Here is an 18,062-nt window from a genome sequence, read left to right as displayed (position 1 = left end):
AATGCTATGTACCGCATCATTACCGTACTGACAATAGCCCTGCTTACTTCGCTTTCGCTCACAGCCCAAAGCCAAAAAAATACGCTCAATTGGATTCAGGGCAAGCTGCCGGCCTACTTGCTCGAAACACATCCCGTAAGCGAGAACACCACCGGAGGGCGGTTGTTGGCCTCTGACGACACGCAAATAGACATCACCCGCGATGTAAAGAAAAACTATTTTGTAACCTTCCGCAAAAAAGGTGCTCGGGTATCAGGCTATGACCTCCGGATGGAAAATGTAACCAATATCGAGCAAAAAGGCAACGAGCTGTTCATTGTTACCACCAATGAATCGGTACGATTTATTGGTGCTTACAACAACAAACCCAAGCAGACACAGGAAATCAGGGTGGCTTCGGCCAAGATGATTTTTCACGATGAAGAACAAGCCCGGCAAATGCAACGCGCCCTAGAGCGCCTAGCCGAAACCTGTGGTGCAAAGCTGGTGAAAGAAAAGCTATTTGTAGACTGAGTACGCTACCAATCAAGTCTCTATCCGTTTGGGGTATCTAGCTAAAACTCCACCTTCATACTCGATACGCCTCTGCGACGCATTTTCCTGAAGCTGGAGTCTAGTTTTGTTCTCAGACCAAACCGAAAGCAATCTTACAAAACATACATCACAGACTTTCTAAAGAATTAGGTTCTTGGAAAGTCTGTATTTTTTACTTCTCCTGTAGCCAAGCTTGCGCCTCTTGTATGTTTTCAAAATACCGCGTTTGGAAGGCATTGGTCTTGTCTTCTTCCATTGTTTGCTCTATCGACAGGCTAGGGATAAACTCTTGGGTAAGAATCATCGCGATTTTTTTCATCCCTATGGCTTGGTAAGCAGGGAAGAGGTATTGACCTACCCACTCTTGAACCGAAGGCGGAATAGAGAACTGGAACTCCTGCATTTCGCCCAAAATCGTTTGGGGCTTGTACTGTTTAGTTAAATTTAGAAAAGTTATTAGTTCTTGCAAATATTCATCAGCGGTCATTTGCAAGGTTTCGGCGCTGAACTTGTAGTAAATCTGCTCCTTAGCCTCGTCATAAGCCACGAAGAAGTATTTGCTGTGATGTAAGGTTTTTTATAAAATTTTTAATTAATTAATTTAAGTGCGTACTATTATCATACGGATATGGCAAAAAATAGTTATTAATGTGTCATAAAAACCAAAAAGGCATCAGCAAAAAATAGAAGTTCGCTTTGATATGAATTTGAGACTTTATAGTTTGTTTATACCCAAAGCAATTGTGATTGGGTATAAACAAGTTCTTAGAGTTCCCTTGGCTTTTTGTCAATTTGCTCATAGGTCTCTAACGTATACAATCATATGTGTCTCACACATCCACCCAGAATGTTTGGTATAAGCACTTTTTTGGGTGCATTATTTGGTGAATAGCCCATAAAAAATGCTTATCTTTCGCCATTTCAAATTAACGTTTAGCATTACAGTTTAACTCACAAAAGGCCGCCCGCAGTGCGAGGTTGGCTTGTTTGTTTTTATCAACAAATGATATGAGCCGTTTTCTACACCATTTTCTGGGTTGGGCATTGATTCTATGCCTGACTATCAACACCTTGAACGCCCAATCCCTCCTCAGCCCCGATGATTTTTTGGGCTACCCTCTTGGGCAGCGATTTACCCCTCACCATCGGGTAGTGGCTTATTTTGAGCACGTAGCCGAGCGCTCTCCGAGCGTAGTTTTGGAATACTATGGGCAGACCTATGAGGGAAGGCTCTTGATAGCAGCCTTTGTAGGAGCAGAGCCCCTGATACAAAGCCGCGAAGACATCCGTCTACACAACCGCATCATCACAGGGCTTGACCAAGGCAGCGCGCCCGGTCAACACCGCCCCATTATATGGCTGAGTTACAACATTCACGGGAACGAAGCCTCCGGCACAGAGGCCGCCATGCGCACCCTCTATACCTTGGCTAGCGCCCCTACAGCGGAAATACAAGCTTGGCTCGGAGAAATGTTGGTGGTGATTGACCCTTGTGAAAACCCCGACGGGCGCGATCGCTACGCCATCTGGCACGCCCAAGCTGTCGGCAAGCGCGGAAATGGCCATATCGCCGCTTGGGAACATCACGAACCTTGGCCCGGAGGGCGTTTCAACCACTACATCTTTGACCTCAACCGCGACTGGGCTTGGCAAACCCAACAAGAAAGCCGCGCCCGCACCCGGCTCATTGGCCAATGGATGCCTCATGTACACGTAGATTTTCACGAGATGGGCGTTTTCTCTCAGTATTTCTTCCCTCCTTCGGCGAGCCCCTACCACCCTGCACTCAGCGATTGGCAACGAGAGTTCCCCCAATACCTAGGCGAGACCATTGCCCAATACTTTGACCAAAGCAACCAACTCTATTTTACCAAAGAGGTCTTTGACCTCTTTTACCCCAGCTATGGTGATACTTGGCCTTCGTACCAAGGAGCCTTGGGCTATACCTACGAACAAAGTGGCTCCGGTAGGGGCAGTACGGCCACCTACCGAGGCCAAGACACCCTCACCCTAGAGCGCCGCCTCAACAATCACCACGAAGCAGGAATGGCAACCCTGCGAGCGGCCTATACACACCGCCAAAAAATACTCCAAGAGTTTGCCAACTACTTCAAAACCGCCCGCCAAGGTCCTAAAGGAGATTATAGAAGCTTTGTGGTCAAGGGCACAAACGATACCGCCAAGCTGCGCACCTTGCTACGTATACTCGATGGGCAGCAAATTCAATATGCCTACAGCAGCAGCGGAGGCAGCGGCTGGGATTATAAAGCCCACAAGATGGGGAGCTTTGCCAAAGACGAAGGCGATATTGTCATCTCGACAGCCCAGCCCCAAGGGCACTTGGCCAAAATATTGTTTGAGCCGGTAGCCGCTCTCGAAGACTCTATCACCTATGACCTTACGGCCTGGGCCTTGCCCTATGCGCTTGGCTTGGAAGCCTACGCCAGCAAGGGCAACATCGGCAGCAAGAAAGACAGTGTAAAACTCGATTTTGAACCCAATACCCCAACAGCGCGCCCACCCTACGCTTTTGCCTTCCCTTGGAAAGCCACCCAGCAGGCATCGCTCTTGGCCGCTTGTTTGGAGGCCGGCCTCAACTTGCGTACGACGACAAGCCCCTTCGAAATAGAAGACCAAACCTTTGAGCGGGGGACGATGCTCCTCACTCAGGCCGACAACCGACACCTCGACCCTGAGACCTTTGCCAACCTTGTGATAAGCCTTGCCAATAAGGCACAACAACCCCTCAAACCGTTGTACACAGGCTTGGTCAGCAAAGGCCGTGACTTGGGAGCCTCGGGCTTTCCGCTTATCCGCAAAAGTAATGTCGCCATTGTAGGGGGAGATGGTGTAGCGCCTACTTCGTTTGGAGAAATCTGGCACTATTTTGAGGAACAAGTCAGCACGACAGTTACCGTATTACAGACCAACTACTTGGGCAGTGTTGACCTGCGAGAATTTGATGTAATTGTCTTGCCATCGGGTAATTATCGCAAACACAGCGAACAACTATTGGCCTATATCCACCAAGGTGGCCGAGTCGTGGCCTTAGAGCGTAGTATAGAGCTATTTGCCCAAGCCCAAGAAACTCAGTTGGCTCAGGCCATTGCGGCCAAAGAATCGGCCAAACAAAACAAAGACAAGGACAAACCTGCCAAAGACCCCGCCAAAATGCGCTACGAAGACCGTGAGCGCGAAGCCATGACAGAAGGTATAGAGGGTGCTGTTTACAAGGTATATCTCGATGATTCGCATCCGCTGGCTTTTGGCGAAACCGAAACGGTGTTTTGGATGAAACGTAACCCTAAAACCTATCCATATCTCACAGAAAACGGCGCGTGGACAGTAGGCCGATTTGAAGAAGACAGCTACCTACACGGTTTTGTAGGCCATAAGCTCAAGCCTCAAATCCCAAAAACACTTGCCTTCGGCTTAGAGTTCTATGGCGATGGCGAAATCATCTACTTCACCGATACGCCTGTTTTCAGAGGTTTTTGGCATGCCACACAGCAACTCTTTGCTAATGCCGTTTGGTTGCCTATGGATTGAGCGCACTTTTACAGACTCGACACACTGGAAACTACGCCATTATCCCATTTTGATTTGCATATTGTGTATCTCCGCGTAGGTGATTGGATATATCCTCTGGAAAATCCTTGCTAATCAAGTACATCTTGGTATACAATCCTTCAAGGGCATAAAAACCCTTGGAGGATGATGTGTTTTTGTGATTTTCGAGCTATATTATTGATACATTGCCCATTGCCCATTGGTCTATAAAATCTATGTATGGCACATCAACAAAAACATCGTGGTCAGCATTCATCTGACAAGCAGCTATTTACGGAATCTTGGCTGACAGTACTGCGGCAAGCAGTTCAGGATTTGAGCTATTTGCAAGAACGGGGCTATGCCGAGTCATCGGCATTGAAATTGGTTGGCGACCGTTACCGCCTCAACGCACGCCAACGACACGCCCTGTTGCGGGCTTCTTGCGCCGATAGCACTGCTATCAGCCGTAAGTACAGCGAACGACAAGCGGCTCAGTTGGTAGGGCAGCCGGTGTTTATTGATGGCTACAACCTGCTCATAGGCGTAGAATCGGCACTTTCGGGAGGCTTGTTGTTTTTGTGTCGAGACGGTTGCTACCGCGATATTGCCAGCATCCACGGCACCTACAAGAGTGTAATCGAGACGCAGCCCGCCATCATATGCATTGGTCAAGCCTTGCAAACCCTACAAACAGGGCCGGTTTGTTGGTATTTCGATGCGCCGGTGTCGAACAGTGGGCGGCTACGCCAAAAAATCACGGAGTTTATCGCCCCCTATGCCTGGCAGTGGCAGATTGAGCTGCTCAACAATCCCGACAAAGCCCTAGCGGAGGCGCAGGGCGTTGTCATTACGTCGGATGGTTGGATTCTGGACCGTGCCCCACAGGGGTGGTTCAATATGCTCAAATACCTCATCACCCAAACACAGATAGGGCAGCCGCAGGTTCGGTCATTGGTCTGAGTCTTTTTCGCCAGTTTCTAGTTGGTTGGCGAGTTGGGTGAGTTGCTCGATGATTTCGTTCATCTGATCATTGTGTTGGCGCATCAGGCGAGGACGAAAGCCAAACCAATTGACCAACATCCAAGAAAGCGTAAGCCCATAAACCAACAGCCCGTACTCCCCAGGCATACGCCTAGCATACTCATACATATACAAACAGAGTCCGGTAGTGAGGCCAATAAAGTAAGCCGTAAATACCTTGGCCTGAAACCAACGCATGTACTGCTGGTAGGCCAACATCTGCCGGATATAAAGCCAAACTATATAACAAAAGATAACTAATTGATAGTAAGAGATTTACAACAAATAATATCACCTAAATAGTTACAAAAACTCAATGATATTTTTATAAAAACAGTATACCCCTACTTCCTCAACGCCTCCCAGAGGATTTCGGCGGGGTGTAGGGCTTGGCGCTTTGTCCCGTCTTTGATTTGGTGTCGGCAGCTTGTCCCTACGGCGCAAATCAGCGTTTCGGGGGCTTGTTGGCGGACAGTGGGGAAGAGCACCAGCTCGCCCACCTGCATCGAGAGGGCATAGTGCTCGGCCTCATAGCCAAACGAGCCGGCCATCCCGCAGCAGCCCGAAGGAATCATATGCACTTCGTAGTTGAGTGGGAGGGTCAGTATTTTTTTGGTGGGTGTCATCGAGCTGAGGGCTTTTTGGTGGCAGTGCCCGTGGACTTTCACGAGTTTTTTGTCGGTACTAAACTGCTCAGGGCGAATACGTCCGGCATCGCGCTCTTTGGCCAAAAACTCCTCTAGGGTATAGCAGTGTTGCGCTAGGGCTTGGGCCTGCGGCTTCCAGTCGGCATCGGCCAGGTCGAGGTATTCGTCTCTAAACGACAAGAGCGCCGAAGGCTCTATGCCCACCAAGGGGCTGTCGGCATTGACCAATGGGGCAAAAGTCTGTACATTTTGCTTGGCCAGCTGTTTGGCTTGGCGCAGCAATCCCTTAGAGAGGTAAGTCCGTCCGCTTTCGGCGTGTTGGAGAAGTTTGACCTCATAGCCCAGCCCCGTCAGCAGGCGGATGGTGGTGATGCCGATGGGGGTGTCGTTGTAGTTCGTAAACTCATCACAAAACAGATACAGCACCCCTTGGGGCTTGGCCGGGGCTTGGTAGTGGCGCTTGTACCACTGCCGGAGGGTATGGGTGTGCAACTGCGGCAGGGAACGCTCGGGGGCAAATCCGGCTAACCGCTTGAAGGCCAAAGCACTCAACTTGCTCCCCACGAAGAGGTTGTACAACTTGGGGCTGAGGGCTGCAAGGCGGTTGGCGCGGGTGAAGTTGGCGATCACGCGGGTGCGCAGGGGCACGCCGTGTTGGTCGTAGTAGTGTTGCAAAAACTCGGCCTTCATCTTGGCCACATCCACATTGGAGGGGCACTCAGACTTACAGCCCTTGCAGCTGAGGCAGAGGTCCATCACCTCTTTGATGCGCTCGTCGGCCAAGGGATTGGCGGCTTGGCTTTGGGTCAACACCTCGCGCAAGATGTTGGCGCGGGCGCGGGTAGTGTCTTTTTCTTCGCGGGTAGCCATATAGCTAGGGCACATCGTGCCGCCCGAGAGGTGGGTCTTACGGCAGTCGCCGGAGCCGTTGCAAAACTCTGCCGCCCGCACCAGTCCGCCTACTTCAGAAAAATCGAATACTGTCTGCACCTCGCGGGTAACTTGCCCGGGGGTGTAGCGCAGCGAGGTGTCCATGGGCGGCGCATCTACAATTTTATGGGGATTGAAGCGGTTTTGAGGGTCGAAGAGTTGCTTTACCTGCCGCATCAGTTCGTAGTTGCGCTCCCCGACCATCTGCCGGATAAACTCTGCCCGCAGCCTGCCATCGCCGTGTTCGCCACTGAGGGAGCCACGGTATTTTTTGACCAAGGCGGCTACATCTTCGGCAATGGCGCGAAACTCGCGATGCCCCTCGGCAGTCTTGAGGTCGAGGATAGGGCGCAGGTGCAGCTCTCCATCACCGGCGTGGGCATAGTGTACGGCATAGCGTCCATACTTGGCCAGCACCTCGTTGAACTCGGCAATGTAGGCCGGCAGTTCCTCTACCGACACGGCAGTGTCTTCAATCACAGGGGCGGGTTTGGCATCGCCTACCATATTCGAGAGCAGGCCCAGCCCGGCCTTGCGCAGGTTCCATACCTTCACACTGTCCGCCCCATAGACCGTTGGATAGTGGTAGCCCAGTCCGGCAGCTTGCAGCTCCGCAATGAGGGCTTGGGCGGCTTGGTCAATCTCCTCGCGGGTGTCTTTGGCAAACTCCACCACGAGGATGGCCGCCGGGTCGCCTTCCACGAAAAAGCGATTCTGACGCTGCTCGATGTTGCTCTTGGTACACTCCAACACGTAGTGATCCATCAGTTCGCTCGCCGTAGGCCGGTGTTGCATCGCAATCACATTGGCACGCAGCGACTCATCGACGCTGTGGCAGTGGATACAAACCAGCCCGATTTCGGGCGGGGGCAAGGGCGAGAGGTTGAGCTTGATTTCGGTGATAAACATCAGCGTACCCTCTGAGCCGCAGATGAGTTTGCACATATTGAAGGCCTCTCCTTCGGGAGCGAAGGGCTGTCGGCTAATCAGAAAATCGAGGGCATAGCCGGTATTGCGACGTGTTACGCCGGGGTGTGGAAACTCCCGCCGGATTTCTTCTTGCACCTCAGCAGGGCCGAGCAATTGGTACAAGCCCTGATAGATGCGTCCTTCGAGGGTATCGGCTTGGGTCTTGTGCGCGAAGTCGGTGGCGCTGAGCGCGCCAAAGCTGACCGGTGAGCCATCGCTCAAAAAGCCCTTTACTTCGAGGGTGTGCTCGCGGGTGCTGCCATACACGGGCGAATGCGTGCCGCAGGAGTTGTTACCGACCATCCCCCCTATCATCGCCCGGTTGGCCGTAGAGGTTTCGGGGCCAAAAAAGAGGCCGTGGGGTTTGAGCGCACGGTTCAGCTCATCGCGGATGACCCCGGGCTGCACCCGCACCCAATGCTCCTGAGGATTGATTTCGAGAATTTGGGTAAAATATTTCGACATATCCACCACCAAGCCGCTGCCTACTACCTGCCCGGCCAACGAAGTGCCCGCCGTGCGGGGTATCAGGGCTACGCTGTGGGCATTGGCCCAGCGGATGAGGGCGGCCACGTCGGCTTCTGTTTTGGGAAGGGCAACGGCCAAGGGCATCTCTCGATAGGCCGAAGCATCGGTAGCATAGAGGATGCGCCAAGTATCGTCGGTGTGGAGTTCGCCCACAAGTGCTGAGGCAAGTTGTGTCAAAGCATTGGCGAGGGGGCTGTCGGTGGTGGGGTTGCGAAACATTTTTTTATGGGTAGGAAGTATGAACAAAGACATCTATAGGTAGCCCGAAGCTCCAGCTTCGGGAACAGGCAAGGTTGTATTTTGACTCCAAAACAGTTTGTTTAGCCAAGTTTGGGTAGCTATCTTTTTTAGAGCTTGTTTTGGCTGTTACTCCGTTAAAAATGCTCGCCGTAGCCCTCCCACGATTAACATCGTGGGCTATGTATAAGGCCTGCGTTTTTTACCTAGTAACAGCACAAAAATCATCTGTTTTGAGTGTCGAGCTGAAAATCTAAACAAGCTCTAAAATATTAGCTCACCTCCCAAATATACAAGTTCAGAAGGGTTTTGGGAGAAAATTGATACCTTTGTTTTGCGAAATAGGCAAGATGCTGCCACTTTTATACCAAGATTCACAAGATTTTGAGGGTTCATAGGATTTGATTTTCTTGATTCTCAAGGATTTTCAGCGGACACATTTCCCAAACCATTTTTGATTGGGTATACATAAATGCCCTATTGATAAGGCGCTACTCCATCCAACAAAACACCTCAGTAGCAGGTGTGATGAGATTTTATGCAATTTGATATACTTTGGCAACAGCTACAAGGGCTATGGTTGTACGACCCCAAACAACCAATGCTTTTCAATAGTGGCACTTTTTGGCTGCTTTTTTTACTTTTTTTGGCTTTTTACCGCTATCTCTATCATCGCATACAGGCGCGACTGGTGTATGTAGTGGTGTTTAGCCTGTTTTTTTATTACAAATCCAGCGGCTGGTATGTGTTGGTATTTGGGGGGTTGATTGTGCTCAACTATTATCTGGGGCTATGGCTATCGCGGCTGCGAGTACCCGACAACAGACGCTTGCTCTTGACATTGGGGATTGTGTCGAATCTGAGTTTTTTGTTGTATTTCAAATACACCAATTTTTTGGTACAGCAGATTTTTTACCTGATGGGGGGCGATTTTGAACGCTTGGATATTTTCCTGCCCATCGGTATTTCGTTTTACACCTTTCAGGTCATCAGTTATTTGGTCGATGTTTATCGAGGCGAAATTGCGCCCGAGCGTAGTTTGTTGGGGTTTGCATTTTACTTAAGTTTTTTTCCGCAGTTGGTGGCCGGTCCTATCGTACGGGCGCGGGACTTTTTACCCCAAATCCGCCGCCCGATTACCTTCGACCTTATCACACTACACACGGGGACTTACCTCGTGCTTAAGGGTTTGTTCAAGAAGGCCGTCATCGCCGACTACCTCGCGCAATATGTCGATATTGTATACAGTAATCCAGTAGGCTACTCGGGCTTTGAGAACCTGATGGCGATGTATGCCTATACCTTGCAGATTTATTGCGATTTTTCGGGCTACTCGGATATGGCCATCGGGCTGGGCTTGTGGATGGGCTTTCATCTGCCCGAAAACTTCCGCAGCCCCTATCAGTCGGGGAGTATTACGGAATTTTGGCGGCGCTGGCATATTTCGCTCTCTTTTTGGCTGCGCGACTACCTCTACATCGCGATGGGGGGCAACCGCAAGGGCGTTGCCAAGCAGTATGTGTTCTTGATGCTGACGATGCTCATCGGGGGGCTTTGGCACGGAGCGAGCTGGTCGTTTGTGGTCTGGGGGGGCGCTCACGGGTTGGGGCTGATGGTACACAAGTGGTTTGTGGCCCAAACACCTGCCCGCTGGCGGGAATCAGAGGTAGGGCTGGTATTGGGCTGGCTGCTGACCTTTCACTTTGTGGCGGTGCTGTGGGTGTTTTTCCGCAATGCAGACTTTGCCCTTGCCTTGGGCAGCCTCTGGCAGATAGTGGCGCACTTCGATCTGGCTTTTGTGGCTCCTTTTTGGGCAGCACGCCCGTGGGTCTGTGTGATGCTTTTGTTGGGCTTTACGTTGCATTTTATCCCACACTGGTTCAAACAAGAGGCGCTGGCTTGGTTTGTAGGCTGGCCGCTGATTGTCAAAATCATCTTTTGGGTCTTGGTTGTCCAGCTTATCATCCAGTTTCAGAGCGAAACCGTACAGCCCTTTATCTACTTCCAGTTTTAACAGGGATTTGTACTGTAGGCTAAGGTGCAATCAGGCATTTACCCCAGCCTCAATCCGTAGTTTCGTCCTTCAAGTTACAGCCTTTGCCCGATAGTATCGCCACTCGATTTGCCCTAACTTTGTAATGTAAGCTAGAGAGTTTTGTACTAAGGCGCAAAGTTCTTCTGCTTCACAGCAAAAGCATAGAGTAGAGTTTTCATTTGAGGTTTAGTTTTGAAAAAGGTTTAGTATGTGAAAAGCCGACACTCCCTGAGTATCGGCTTTTTTGTTGGTTTGCCCTGAATGCTACATTATCCCAAGGTTTACTCGACTATCAAGGGTTTCGGCCCATAGGTTTACCAAACCAATTTTGATTGGGTATACAAGCCCTCAGATAAGGCCATTCTACAACATCATCTGTGTTTTTACCACTTATTCCCACTTCAGCCCTATCAACAGCATATCATCAATCTGCGACTCCCTACCGGCGTTCATCCATTCAGTAAGTTTCGTTTGGAGATGCGTCTCTTGTTGTGTTGAGGGCAGGCTGAGGGTTTCTTCGAGCCATAGTTTGAGCCGTGTCAGCCCTAGTTTGCGCCGGTCAGCACCACCAAACTGGTCTTGGATACCGTCCGAAAAGCTATACAGTTGCATTCCGGGGCGGAGCACTAAGGTTTGCTTACCAAATCGGCGTTCTTGTTCGCGCTGCTCCCCCCCGATAGAGTAGCGGTCTCCTTTTAGCTCTGTCCATTGCCCCTGATAGTGGCAAAGGAGGCGATTGCGTGCCCCGGCAAAGTGTAGCTGCTGCGTCTGGTGGTCAATCACCCACAGGGTCAAGTCCATCCCGTCTCGGTTTTTGGTTTCGTATTGTTTGAGCGCTTTGCGCACGCCTATGTGTAGTTGGGTCAGAATATCATCGGGCGAGGTCAGGCCTTGGGCCACAATCAATTCGTTGAGCAGTTGATACCCAATCATACTCATCAGCGCCCCGGGCACGCCGTGGCCGGTGCAGTCTACTGCTGCCCAGAAGCTCAGTCGTTGGTCGTCGGTGGTATGGAAATAGTAAAAATCGCCGCTGACGATATCTTTGGGCTGAAAAAACACAAAGCTATTCGGTACCACCGCCCTTATGTCCGAGAGAGAGGGTAGTATAGCGTCCTGAATACGTTTGGCGTATTGAATGCTGTCGGTGATGTCTTGGTTTTTTAGTTCAATCAATTGTTTTTGTGCTGACAACTCCAAATTGGTGTTTTGGAGTGTTTCGGCGATGACTTTGATCTCTTCGTTTTGTTGATTGATTTCTTCATTTTTTTCCAACAAGGCTTCATTGGCTTTTTGGCGAAACTGGTTGCTGCGGTACAAGACCACCGCCAAAACCACCATCAGTAGCAGGCCAATGCCCCCAGCAGCCAATAGCGATTGTTGTATTTTGGAGCGCTGCACAAGAATCTCGTTTTCTTGGTCGCGGCGTTGTATTTCAAAGTTGGCTTCGAGCTTGCCTATTTCAGCTAGGCGGCTTTCACTATAGAGGCTATCTTTGTGTATACGGGCGGAGTCTGTGTAGTTGAGTGCTTGGGCATAATTTTGCTCTTGGCGGTAGATATTGGCCAGCAACTCATAACTATCGGCTAGGTCTCTTAGGGAGTTTTTTTCTTTGGCGAGCTGTAGCGAAGACAACACATACTCCCTTGCCTCTTTGGGTTTTTGCAGTTGCAAAAGGATGGTGCCGATATTGTTTCCACTGGCCATGAGCAGGATTTGGTCTTGTGTTTTTTGCGCCATTTCCAGTGCCTTTTTGTAATAGTGCAGCCCCTGCTCATAGTCTTGCATGGCGACATATATTCCGGCAATATCATTGTATGAGTAGCTCAGGGCAGAAGAGAATGGGTTTTCTTGCTCACGCAAGGCGATGGCTTTTTGTTGGTACTCAATGGCCTGTTTGTAGTCTTGCTGGTAAAAATAAATATTGCCGATGTTGTTGTAGGCAAAGGCTGTCATAGCAGGGAGTTGGTGCTTTTCGGCCAGCGAAAGCGCCTCTTGATAGAGCTTCAAGGCCTTGTCATAGAGTTGTTGTACTTCATAGACCTTGCCTACTGTTTGTAGGGAGTACACTTGCTGCTCATACATTTGGAGCTTCTTGTACTTTTCGATGGCCATCAGTTGTAGCCGGATTGCCTCGGGGTAGTTGCCTAGCTGATACCTCGCCTGCCCTTGCCTTGCCAAGGCGGCGGCCTCTGCGCGTGCGAATCCCCTTTTCTGGGAGATTTCCAACGCTTCAGAAGCCGTATTGTATGCCTGCTGGAAATCAGAGGCCAATAAGATGCTGCTTACTTGCAACAACATCTTGACACGGGTGCTGTCAGGCCCCTCGTATGTTTTCAATACTTGCAAGAGACTATCCGTATATTGCTGATAATTTTGCTGAGCCTGCAACGGATGAGCCATCATCCCTAGCCCCAGAAGGGCACAAAACAAACGCTTGATAAATAGAAGCATGCAGATAGGCCAAATAGTGTGAAGAGACAGTGGACAATGCTACTAAAATAGCACTTTTCACAAAGATTACACCAAACCTCTCCACATTATTTGTACCGCTAGGGGGCGAGGTAGTGGCTGGCACCATCATCATCTACTCAGATGATACCGCAACGCCAAGCGTATCAACCAAGACTTGTTTCGGAAGCGGTCGTTATCAAAGTTTTCAGGAACGGCTCGATCAAGTGTGTATTCTGTATAAATATGGCTATAACTGCCCAAAACAGCCCACTTCTGCGCGATACGATACCCGATGTACCCATTGGCATTGAGGCTGCCGATGTCGTTATTGCCTATCAACAAAACATTGGGGCGTGTAGGGCTGCCGCGCTCTACTTGTGGCTGACCATCGATAAACAGCGCACCTGTCCGAGCAGGCCCCCAGCCAAACCCTAGGGCATCGATGTTGAAGCCAGCCTCCCATCGGTTGCTCAGTTGGCCGTGGAGGTGGATTTCGGCATTCAGAAAATGTACCAATGGGTCTTCTATTCGCCATTGAGCCTGTTTGGTTTGGTCGGCAGCCAAGGCCGGAGGGGCAGAAATATAGTTGAGCGTTTGCCCCGAAAAAGAAGAAAACCGAAGGCCATAACCAATGCTGAAGCGTTTTTGCAAAGCCACAGGATGTACCCTTGAAGCCGATAACGAAAACTGCCAGCTTGATTCGCCATTGGCCGCTGCCGAAATATCGGCAAATGCGAAAGGCTTTTGCGCCTGAGAATATTCAGGGAAGAAACATAAAAACAGCACTATGCTGCGTAAGGTGCGTAAGGGAGATAACATAAGCCAAAGGTTTAGGGAAAATGATGTCATTTTCGAAACGTGGCCAATTATAGAAAAATTCATCCCTAGGGGGATTTTGTATAGGATTTGGGAAGAAGCGCCCACCAACTGTCAGACGCATAGCAAAATCACTATCTTTGTGTCCTTGTTTACAGAACGCGTTTTTGGTATGCAGTCATTATTTGACCCAAATCAGTTTCCATTGAGTCAGCGTAAGCGATGGGCAGCGCAATTGCGACAGTCGGCCACCGACGCACCCTTGCGCTCCTTGGTTGCTGTGTTTAAGGAGGCCTTTGGCGAAGAAATTTGGGCTTTGCAGTCTGTAGAGGCATATCTTGCCCACAGAGCGAGCGCTGTACCCTCCCCCTTATGGGAGGAAATCTTGGCGCCTCTCGACCATACGCCACTGGGGCTGGCCGTAGGCGAAGGATTGGCCACAATACACCCGCCGCTAGTTCCTGCCCAAGATGAGCGCTGGCTCCTACTCTGGCAACAACGCCTAGGACTCCCTACCACAGAGGCCCCCTACAGGGTATGGAATATCGGCGGCACTTCGGAGATGTTACCCTCCCTGCCCGATAGCTGTACCCTCCAACACCTCTGTACTGGTTTAGAACACTATTACCAACTTCCCCTTACTTGGCGCGACACAGCAGCCGTTGGCTATGCGCCAGCCTTATCAGAAGCACATCTTCAGCAATTGCAAACGGGGCTTTTTGCCCAAACCCAAGCCAATACCCGTGCGTTGTTGGCACAATACCACCACCCGGCAGCGGTGGTTTGGCTCAATCTGCGTACTGTACCGCTGTGGCCTCTCAAAGACAAAGAGTTGGCCTCGCGTGTGGCGCTTTTTTTTGGGGTAGATACTTGGGAAAATCCACAACAAGCCGGCGTAGCTTATTGGCTCTATACCGTTCGGATGCGCTGCCCCCACGCTATTTTGACTTTACAAGTACCCGAGGTACTGCTCTCATCAGAAGGCTATGATTTTGCCCGGCAGCTGCTCTTACAAGCTTATCCGCTGAGCTACTGGGGCTACCAAGAAGCCGAGGGGCAAGGTTGGTGGGTTGGAGCGCCTCAACCACCCAAACACCTGCCCAAAGGGCTATACCGACTGACAAGCCTAGACCCTGACGCGCCTGCTCAGCTTATCCAGCCAGACCAATACGGTCTTTGGCTACACCAAGCAGACCCCGAATACCCCAAGTTGCCCAGCTTGTATGCCCCAACTTCGGAGTCAAAAAAAGTAGTGTCTGTGTTCGAAGCACCAGCTCCGTTTACTCCTACGCCCAAACCTCCAGACCCTACTACCCCTACCGCTGTTGTATGGCTGGCTACAGATGCGTTGCACCTTTGTCCTTATGGTTATTTTACGGCTATATTGCCACCTGGGCGCTCTTTGGCTCTAGACAGCCTGCAGCCGCGAGCACTCCAATGGTACAAACAACAATACCAAGCCTACCAGGCTGCCTATGCGACGGCTGTACGGCAACAACTGGCTTTTTGGATGGATGACAGCTGCTTCGAGCAGTGTTTTGTAGGAGAAAATCTAGCCTATGCAATGCAGTTCTGGGCACATAGTCTGCGCAATAGCCCCGAAGCCGAACGCCTCAAGGCCATCGCTGATACGCCATACCCTCAAGCCGACCAAGATTTCAGAACCTTGCGCAACCGATACCAAACCCTCTGCAAAACATTTGAGCAAAAGGGCGAAAAGGAGTCAAAAAATGAAGAAACATATCAGGTCTTGCAAGATTTTTTCTATCAAACCACCGAAGCCCTACAAATGTTAGAGGGCTATTTTGCGTTTGAAGCTTTTCATCGTTGGATAGATTTGGAAGCCCTCCCTGACCGCATCAGTCCACAAACGCTCAAAGCCTATGCCTTGGCCGTACTGACACACCCCGAATACCCAAACAACTACGCAACCAACCTCCGACACGACCTGCCACGCTTGCCCCTGATGCAGGATTTTGATGTGTGGGCAACTTGGGGACAAGACTGGCTTGATATGCATTCGCCCCACACTTTGCCCAAACCTGCCCAACTACAAACTTCTAGCTCGCAACGTTTCAACGCTGGCGCAGCGCTCAAGTTGACAGCCCAAAAACTACAACTAGGGCAGACTATCGTGCGACTTCCCGAACACTGGTTGCGGCCTTGTAGCTACCTACCCAGCCAAACTTGGATAGAAGCGCTATTGCCCACTCTGGCGCAGATGCGACAAAAACAAGAGGAGAACGGCTTGTTACACTATCTGGCTCAATGGAGTACTTGGTTAGAAGGCCTACAAAACCTTGAAGATCAACGTCCTAAGTGGAAAATCCTGACCTAATCCTGTTTTGATTTGCATATTGTAGCTCAACCATTTCACAGGTGATTGGGCACATAACCCCTGAAGGAACGACAAAACACGCTATTTTCTGCCTATGGTGTCGTAACGAGGGTCTTTTTTCAAAAGATACTTTACTCATTTCCAAAGATGCGGTTGACGCACCAAAAAACAAACCCACGACTTTCATCGTAGGCTGAGTACATGTACTCAATCGAAATAAGTTTGGGAAATACCTGCTCTAAAAATCCTTGAGAATCAAGAAAATCAAATCCTGTAAATCCTGCAACCAATAACTCTTGGTATACTTTTAACAAAAACTTAGGAAGCGGTGGCGGTTTGACTGCTAAAAAAGCGCTTCAGCCACGAGTCTTGCGCACTTTGTAGCCACTGTGTGCGCAGCTCCCCCACAGTTTGAATGGTATTGTTGAAAATAAGCGTGTCGGGAGTGATACGGCCAGCGCTTATCGCGTCTTTGATATTGGCCATAGAGACAAAATTGACACACTCATCTTGCCAATAAGCCAGCAGCATCCGGTCAAAAAAGGAAATGGCCAAATCCTGCTCTAGGCTTTTGAGCAACGCTACTGATTTATCAATAGAGCAACCACTGGCATTGTGGAGGGTTTCATCTACACTAAGTAGCAGAAAGGTATCATACATCAGTTTGTACGAAGCCTTGAGTGGGCGTTGGTGACTATCCCATTTTTCAGTAAAAGCACGTGCCTGTGTGGCTATGTGGGCTTGTTCTTCGGTGGTCAGATGCCTATTGGCTTGGTATATCCATACCCTCGCCTCGGCGGGCATTTCTTCGAAATGTACGAACATAATTCTCCTGTGTTATAAATACCGTTGTTCTAAGAGAACATTCGGTGGTTTGATTTAGTTTGTGCTTAGTCGTTCAAGTGTTTGTTGTATCAGACGGTCGACTGTTTTTAGCGGATTAACAGAAAATTGGCCTTGCGCCCTGTTGGCTACTATAGCATTGAGAGACAACATCCTATGCCCTAACAATTTGGCCAAAGCGTAATAACCGGCGGTTTCCATTTCAAAATTATGCAGTTCAAAGTCTTGGTGTTTGAAGCGCTGGATGGTTTCGAGGTAGGTCTGATGTTGCCCATGTAGGCGTAAATATCGGCCTTGGGGAGCATAGAACCCGGGGGCGGTCAACGTGTTGCCTTGGTAGAGGTCTGCGGCAAGTTGTTGGCGTAACGAGGCATCGCCTGCTACGCAATAGGGGCGAAAAGGCAGCCTGAGCGCTTGCTGAAAAGATTCGGCAACGCCGGCCTGTTGTTGTTCGGGGGCAAGCGGATAAAAGCTCATCAGTGTATCAAGTCCAAGCCCATATACCGAGGCTAAGAGTGTATCGAGGGGGATGTCGGCACGTAGTGTTCCCGAAGTACCGATACGGATGATGTCAAGCGCCTGAGGACGGGTTTTGACTTGCCTTGTCTCAAAATCAATATTGGCCAAGGCATCCAACTCGGTCAACAAGATTTCTACATTGTCTGTACCAATACCAGAAGAGATGACTGTCAGGCGTTTTGAGCCAATGTAGCCTGTGTGGGTTACAAATTCGCGTTTTTGTTGTTTGACCTCTATGCGGTCAAAATATTGAGATACCATCGACACTCGGTCAGGGTCGCCAACAGTGATGATAGTATTGGCCAGCTCTTCGGGGCGTAAGTGAAGGTGGTAGATACTTCCGTCAGGATTGATGATAAGCTCTGAATCGGGTATGGGTGTCGTCATAATATATATTCAATCGAAATTAGTTTGGAAAATATATGCGCTGATAGTCAGGGAGATTCAAGAAAATCAGCTCAAGTAAACCCCTAAGCCAAATAACATCTTAGGATAAAAACAGAGGATAAAGTTGGCTTTTGAGTACTGCTATTGTGTTTGGAGAGCAGTGTGTTTGGTATTTGCCTAAAACTATTGGTCAGAAATCTCTTAGTAATTATTGGATACTCAAAAATTCACTAAAAATAGCCTTACAAACAAC

General features: G+C 49.9%; 12 protein-coding genes. 5 read left to right on the top strand and 7 right to left on the bottom strand.

The features are described 5' to 3' along the window. Positions 1-6: 6 nt before the first annotated feature. Positions 7-513, top strand: coding sequence for a hypothetical protein (locus G499_RS0103160; RefSeq protein ID WP_026998747.1), 507 nt, complete (start codon positions 7-9; stop codon positions 511-513). A gap of 193 nt (positions 514-706) precedes the next feature. On the opposite strand, the gene G499_RS0103155 is transcribed toward G499_RS0103160, so the two are convergent. Next, on the bottom strand, positions 707-1,081 hold the full coding sequence (locus G499_RS0103155; RefSeq protein WP_026998746.1) for a hypothetical protein: 375 nt from the start codon (positions 1,079-1,081) through the stop codon (positions 707-709). 461 nt (positions 1,082-1,542) lie between these two features. Between G499_RS0103155 and G499_RS0103145 the strand changes: the two genes are divergently transcribed. Beyond that, a complete protein-coding gene (locus tag G499_RS0103145; protein ID WP_026998745.1) occupies positions 1,543-4,083 on the top strand; it encodes a M14 family zinc carboxypeptidase in 2,541 nt (846 codons plus the stop codon). 240 nt (positions 4,084-4,323) lie between these two features. Beyond that, entirely contained in the window at positions 4,324-5,046 is a 723-nt protein-coding gene (locus G499_RS0103140; RefSeq protein WP_026998744.1) for a DUF434 domain-containing protein, read from the top strand. Here G499_RS0103140 and G499_RS0103135 read toward each other — a convergent pair. Both G499_RS0103135 and G499_RS0103130 read right to left on the bottom strand, forming a co-directional pair. Further along, positions 5,035-5,325 carry a hypothetical protein gene (locus G499_RS0103135; RefSeq protein ID WP_154658293.1) on the bottom strand — a complete coding sequence of 97 codons (291 nt, stop codon included), beginning with the start codon at positions 5,323-5,325 and terminating at the stop codon, positions 5,035-5,037. The two genes, G499_RS0103140 and G499_RS0103135, sit on opposite strands and share 12 nt — an antisense overlap. Before the next feature lie 125 nt (positions 5,326-5,450). Continuing rightward, on the bottom strand, positions 5,451-8,399 hold the full coding sequence (locus G499_RS0103130) for an FAD-binding and (Fe-S)-binding domain-containing protein (RefSeq protein WP_051295860.1): 2,949 nt from the start codon (positions 8,397-8,399) through the stop codon (positions 5,451-5,453). Positions 8,400-8,955: 556 nt separating this feature from the next. On the opposite strand from G499_RS0103130, the gene G499_RS0103125 reads away from it, so the two are divergent. Next, positions 8,956-10,431: an MBOAT family O-acyltransferase gene (locus G499_RS0103125; RefSeq protein WP_026998741.1), complete on the top strand. Its 1,476-nt coding sequence runs from the start codon at positions 8,956-8,958 to the stop codon at positions 10,429-10,431. 411 nt (positions 10,432-10,842) lie between these two features. Here G499_RS0103125 and G499_RS0103120 read toward each other — a convergent pair whose 3' ends face one another. Together G499_RS0103120 and G499_RS0103115 are read right to left on the bottom strand one after the other, a co-directional pair. After that, positions 10,843-12,906: a tetratricopeptide repeat protein gene (locus tag G499_RS0103120; protein WP_026998740.1), complete on the bottom strand. Its 2,064-nt coding sequence runs from the start codon at positions 12,904-12,906 to the stop codon at positions 10,843-10,845. A gap of 129 nt (positions 12,907-13,035) precedes the next feature. Beyond that, entirely contained in the window at positions 13,036-13,725 is a 690-nt protein-coding gene (locus G499_RS0103115) for a hypothetical protein (protein WP_026998739.1), read from the bottom strand. Between the two features lie 169 nt (positions 13,726-13,894). Here G499_RS0103115 and G499_RS0103110 point away from each other — a divergent pair, with 169 nt between their 5' ends. Continuing rightward, complete coding sequence (locus tag G499_RS0103110) at positions 13,895-16,060, top strand: type ISP restriction/modification enzyme (RefSeq protein ID WP_154658292.1); 2,166 nt, start codon at positions 13,895-13,897, stop codon at positions 16,058-16,060. 318 nt (positions 16,061-16,378) lie between these two features. Here G499_RS0103110 and G499_RS0103100 read toward each other — a convergent pair whose 3' ends face one another. Together G499_RS0103100 and G499_RS0103095 are read right to left on the bottom strand one after the other, a co-directional pair. Beyond that, on the bottom strand, positions 16,379-16,885 hold the full coding sequence (locus G499_RS0103100) for a hypothetical protein (protein ID WP_026998736.1): 507 nt from the start codon (positions 16,883-16,885) through the stop codon (positions 16,379-16,381). A 54-nt stretch (positions 16,886-16,939) separates the two neighbouring features. Next, on the bottom strand, positions 16,940-17,809 hold the full coding sequence (locus G499_RS0103095; protein ID WP_026998735.1) for a nucleoside phosphorylase: 870 nt from the start codon (positions 17,807-17,809) through the stop codon (positions 16,940-16,942). Positions 17,810-18,062: the final 253 nt, after the last annotated feature.

This window comes from Eisenibacter elegans DSM 3317 (assembly GCF_000430505.1).
GTDB classification, from domain to species: Bacteria; Bacteroidota; Bacteroidia; order Cytophagales; family Microscillaceae; genus Eisenibacter; species Eisenibacter elegans.
The sequence above is the reverse complement of the archived record's forward strand: the minus strand, read 5'-3'. Positions and strand labels throughout refer to the sequence as shown.

Excerpts from the sequence above, each read along its gene's own strand:
- G499_RS0103130 (WP_051295860.1), bottom strand. The coding sequence starts at position 8,399 with ATGTTTCGCAACCCCACCACCGACAGCCCCCTCGCCAATGCTTTGACA.
- G499_RS0103135 (WP_154658293.1), bottom strand. The coding sequence starts at position 5,325 with ATGTTGGCCTACCAGCAGTACATGCGTTGGTTTCAGGCCAAGGTATTT.
- G499_RS0103120 (WP_026998740.1), bottom strand. The coding sequence starts at position 12,906 with ATGCTTCTATTTATCAAGCGTTTGTTTTGTGCCCTTCTGGGGCTAGGG.
- G499_RS0103095 (WP_026998735.1), bottom strand. The coding sequence starts at position 17,809 with ATGACGACACCCATACCCGATTCAGAGCTTATCATCAATCCTGACGGA.
- G499_RS0103125 (WP_026998741.1), top strand. The coding sequence starts at position 8,956 with ATGCAATTTGATATACTTTGGCAACAGCTACAAGGGCTATGGTTGTAC.
- G499_RS0103140 (WP_026998744.1), top strand. The coding sequence starts at position 4,324 with ATGGCACATCAACAAAAACATCGTGGTCAGCATTCATCTGACAAGCAG.
- G499_RS0103100 (WP_026998736.1), bottom strand. The coding sequence starts at position 16,885 with ATGTTCGTACATTTCGAAGAAATGCCCGCCGAGGCGAGGGTATGGATA.
- G499_RS0103115 (WP_026998739.1), bottom strand. The coding sequence starts at position 13,725 with ATGTTATCTCCCTTACGCACCTTACGCAGCATAGTGCTGTTTTTATGT.
- G499_RS0103145 (WP_026998745.1), top strand. The coding sequence starts at position 1,543 with ATGAGCCGTTTTCTACACCATTTTCTGGGTTGGGCATTGATTCTATGC.
- G499_RS0103160 (WP_026998747.1), top strand. The coding sequence starts at position 7 with ATGTACCGCATCATTACCGTACTGACAATAGCCCTGCTTACTTCGCTT.
- G499_RS0103110 (WP_154658292.1), top strand. The coding sequence starts at position 13,895 with ATGCAGTCATTATTTGACCCAAATCAGTTTCCATTGAGTCAGCGTAAG.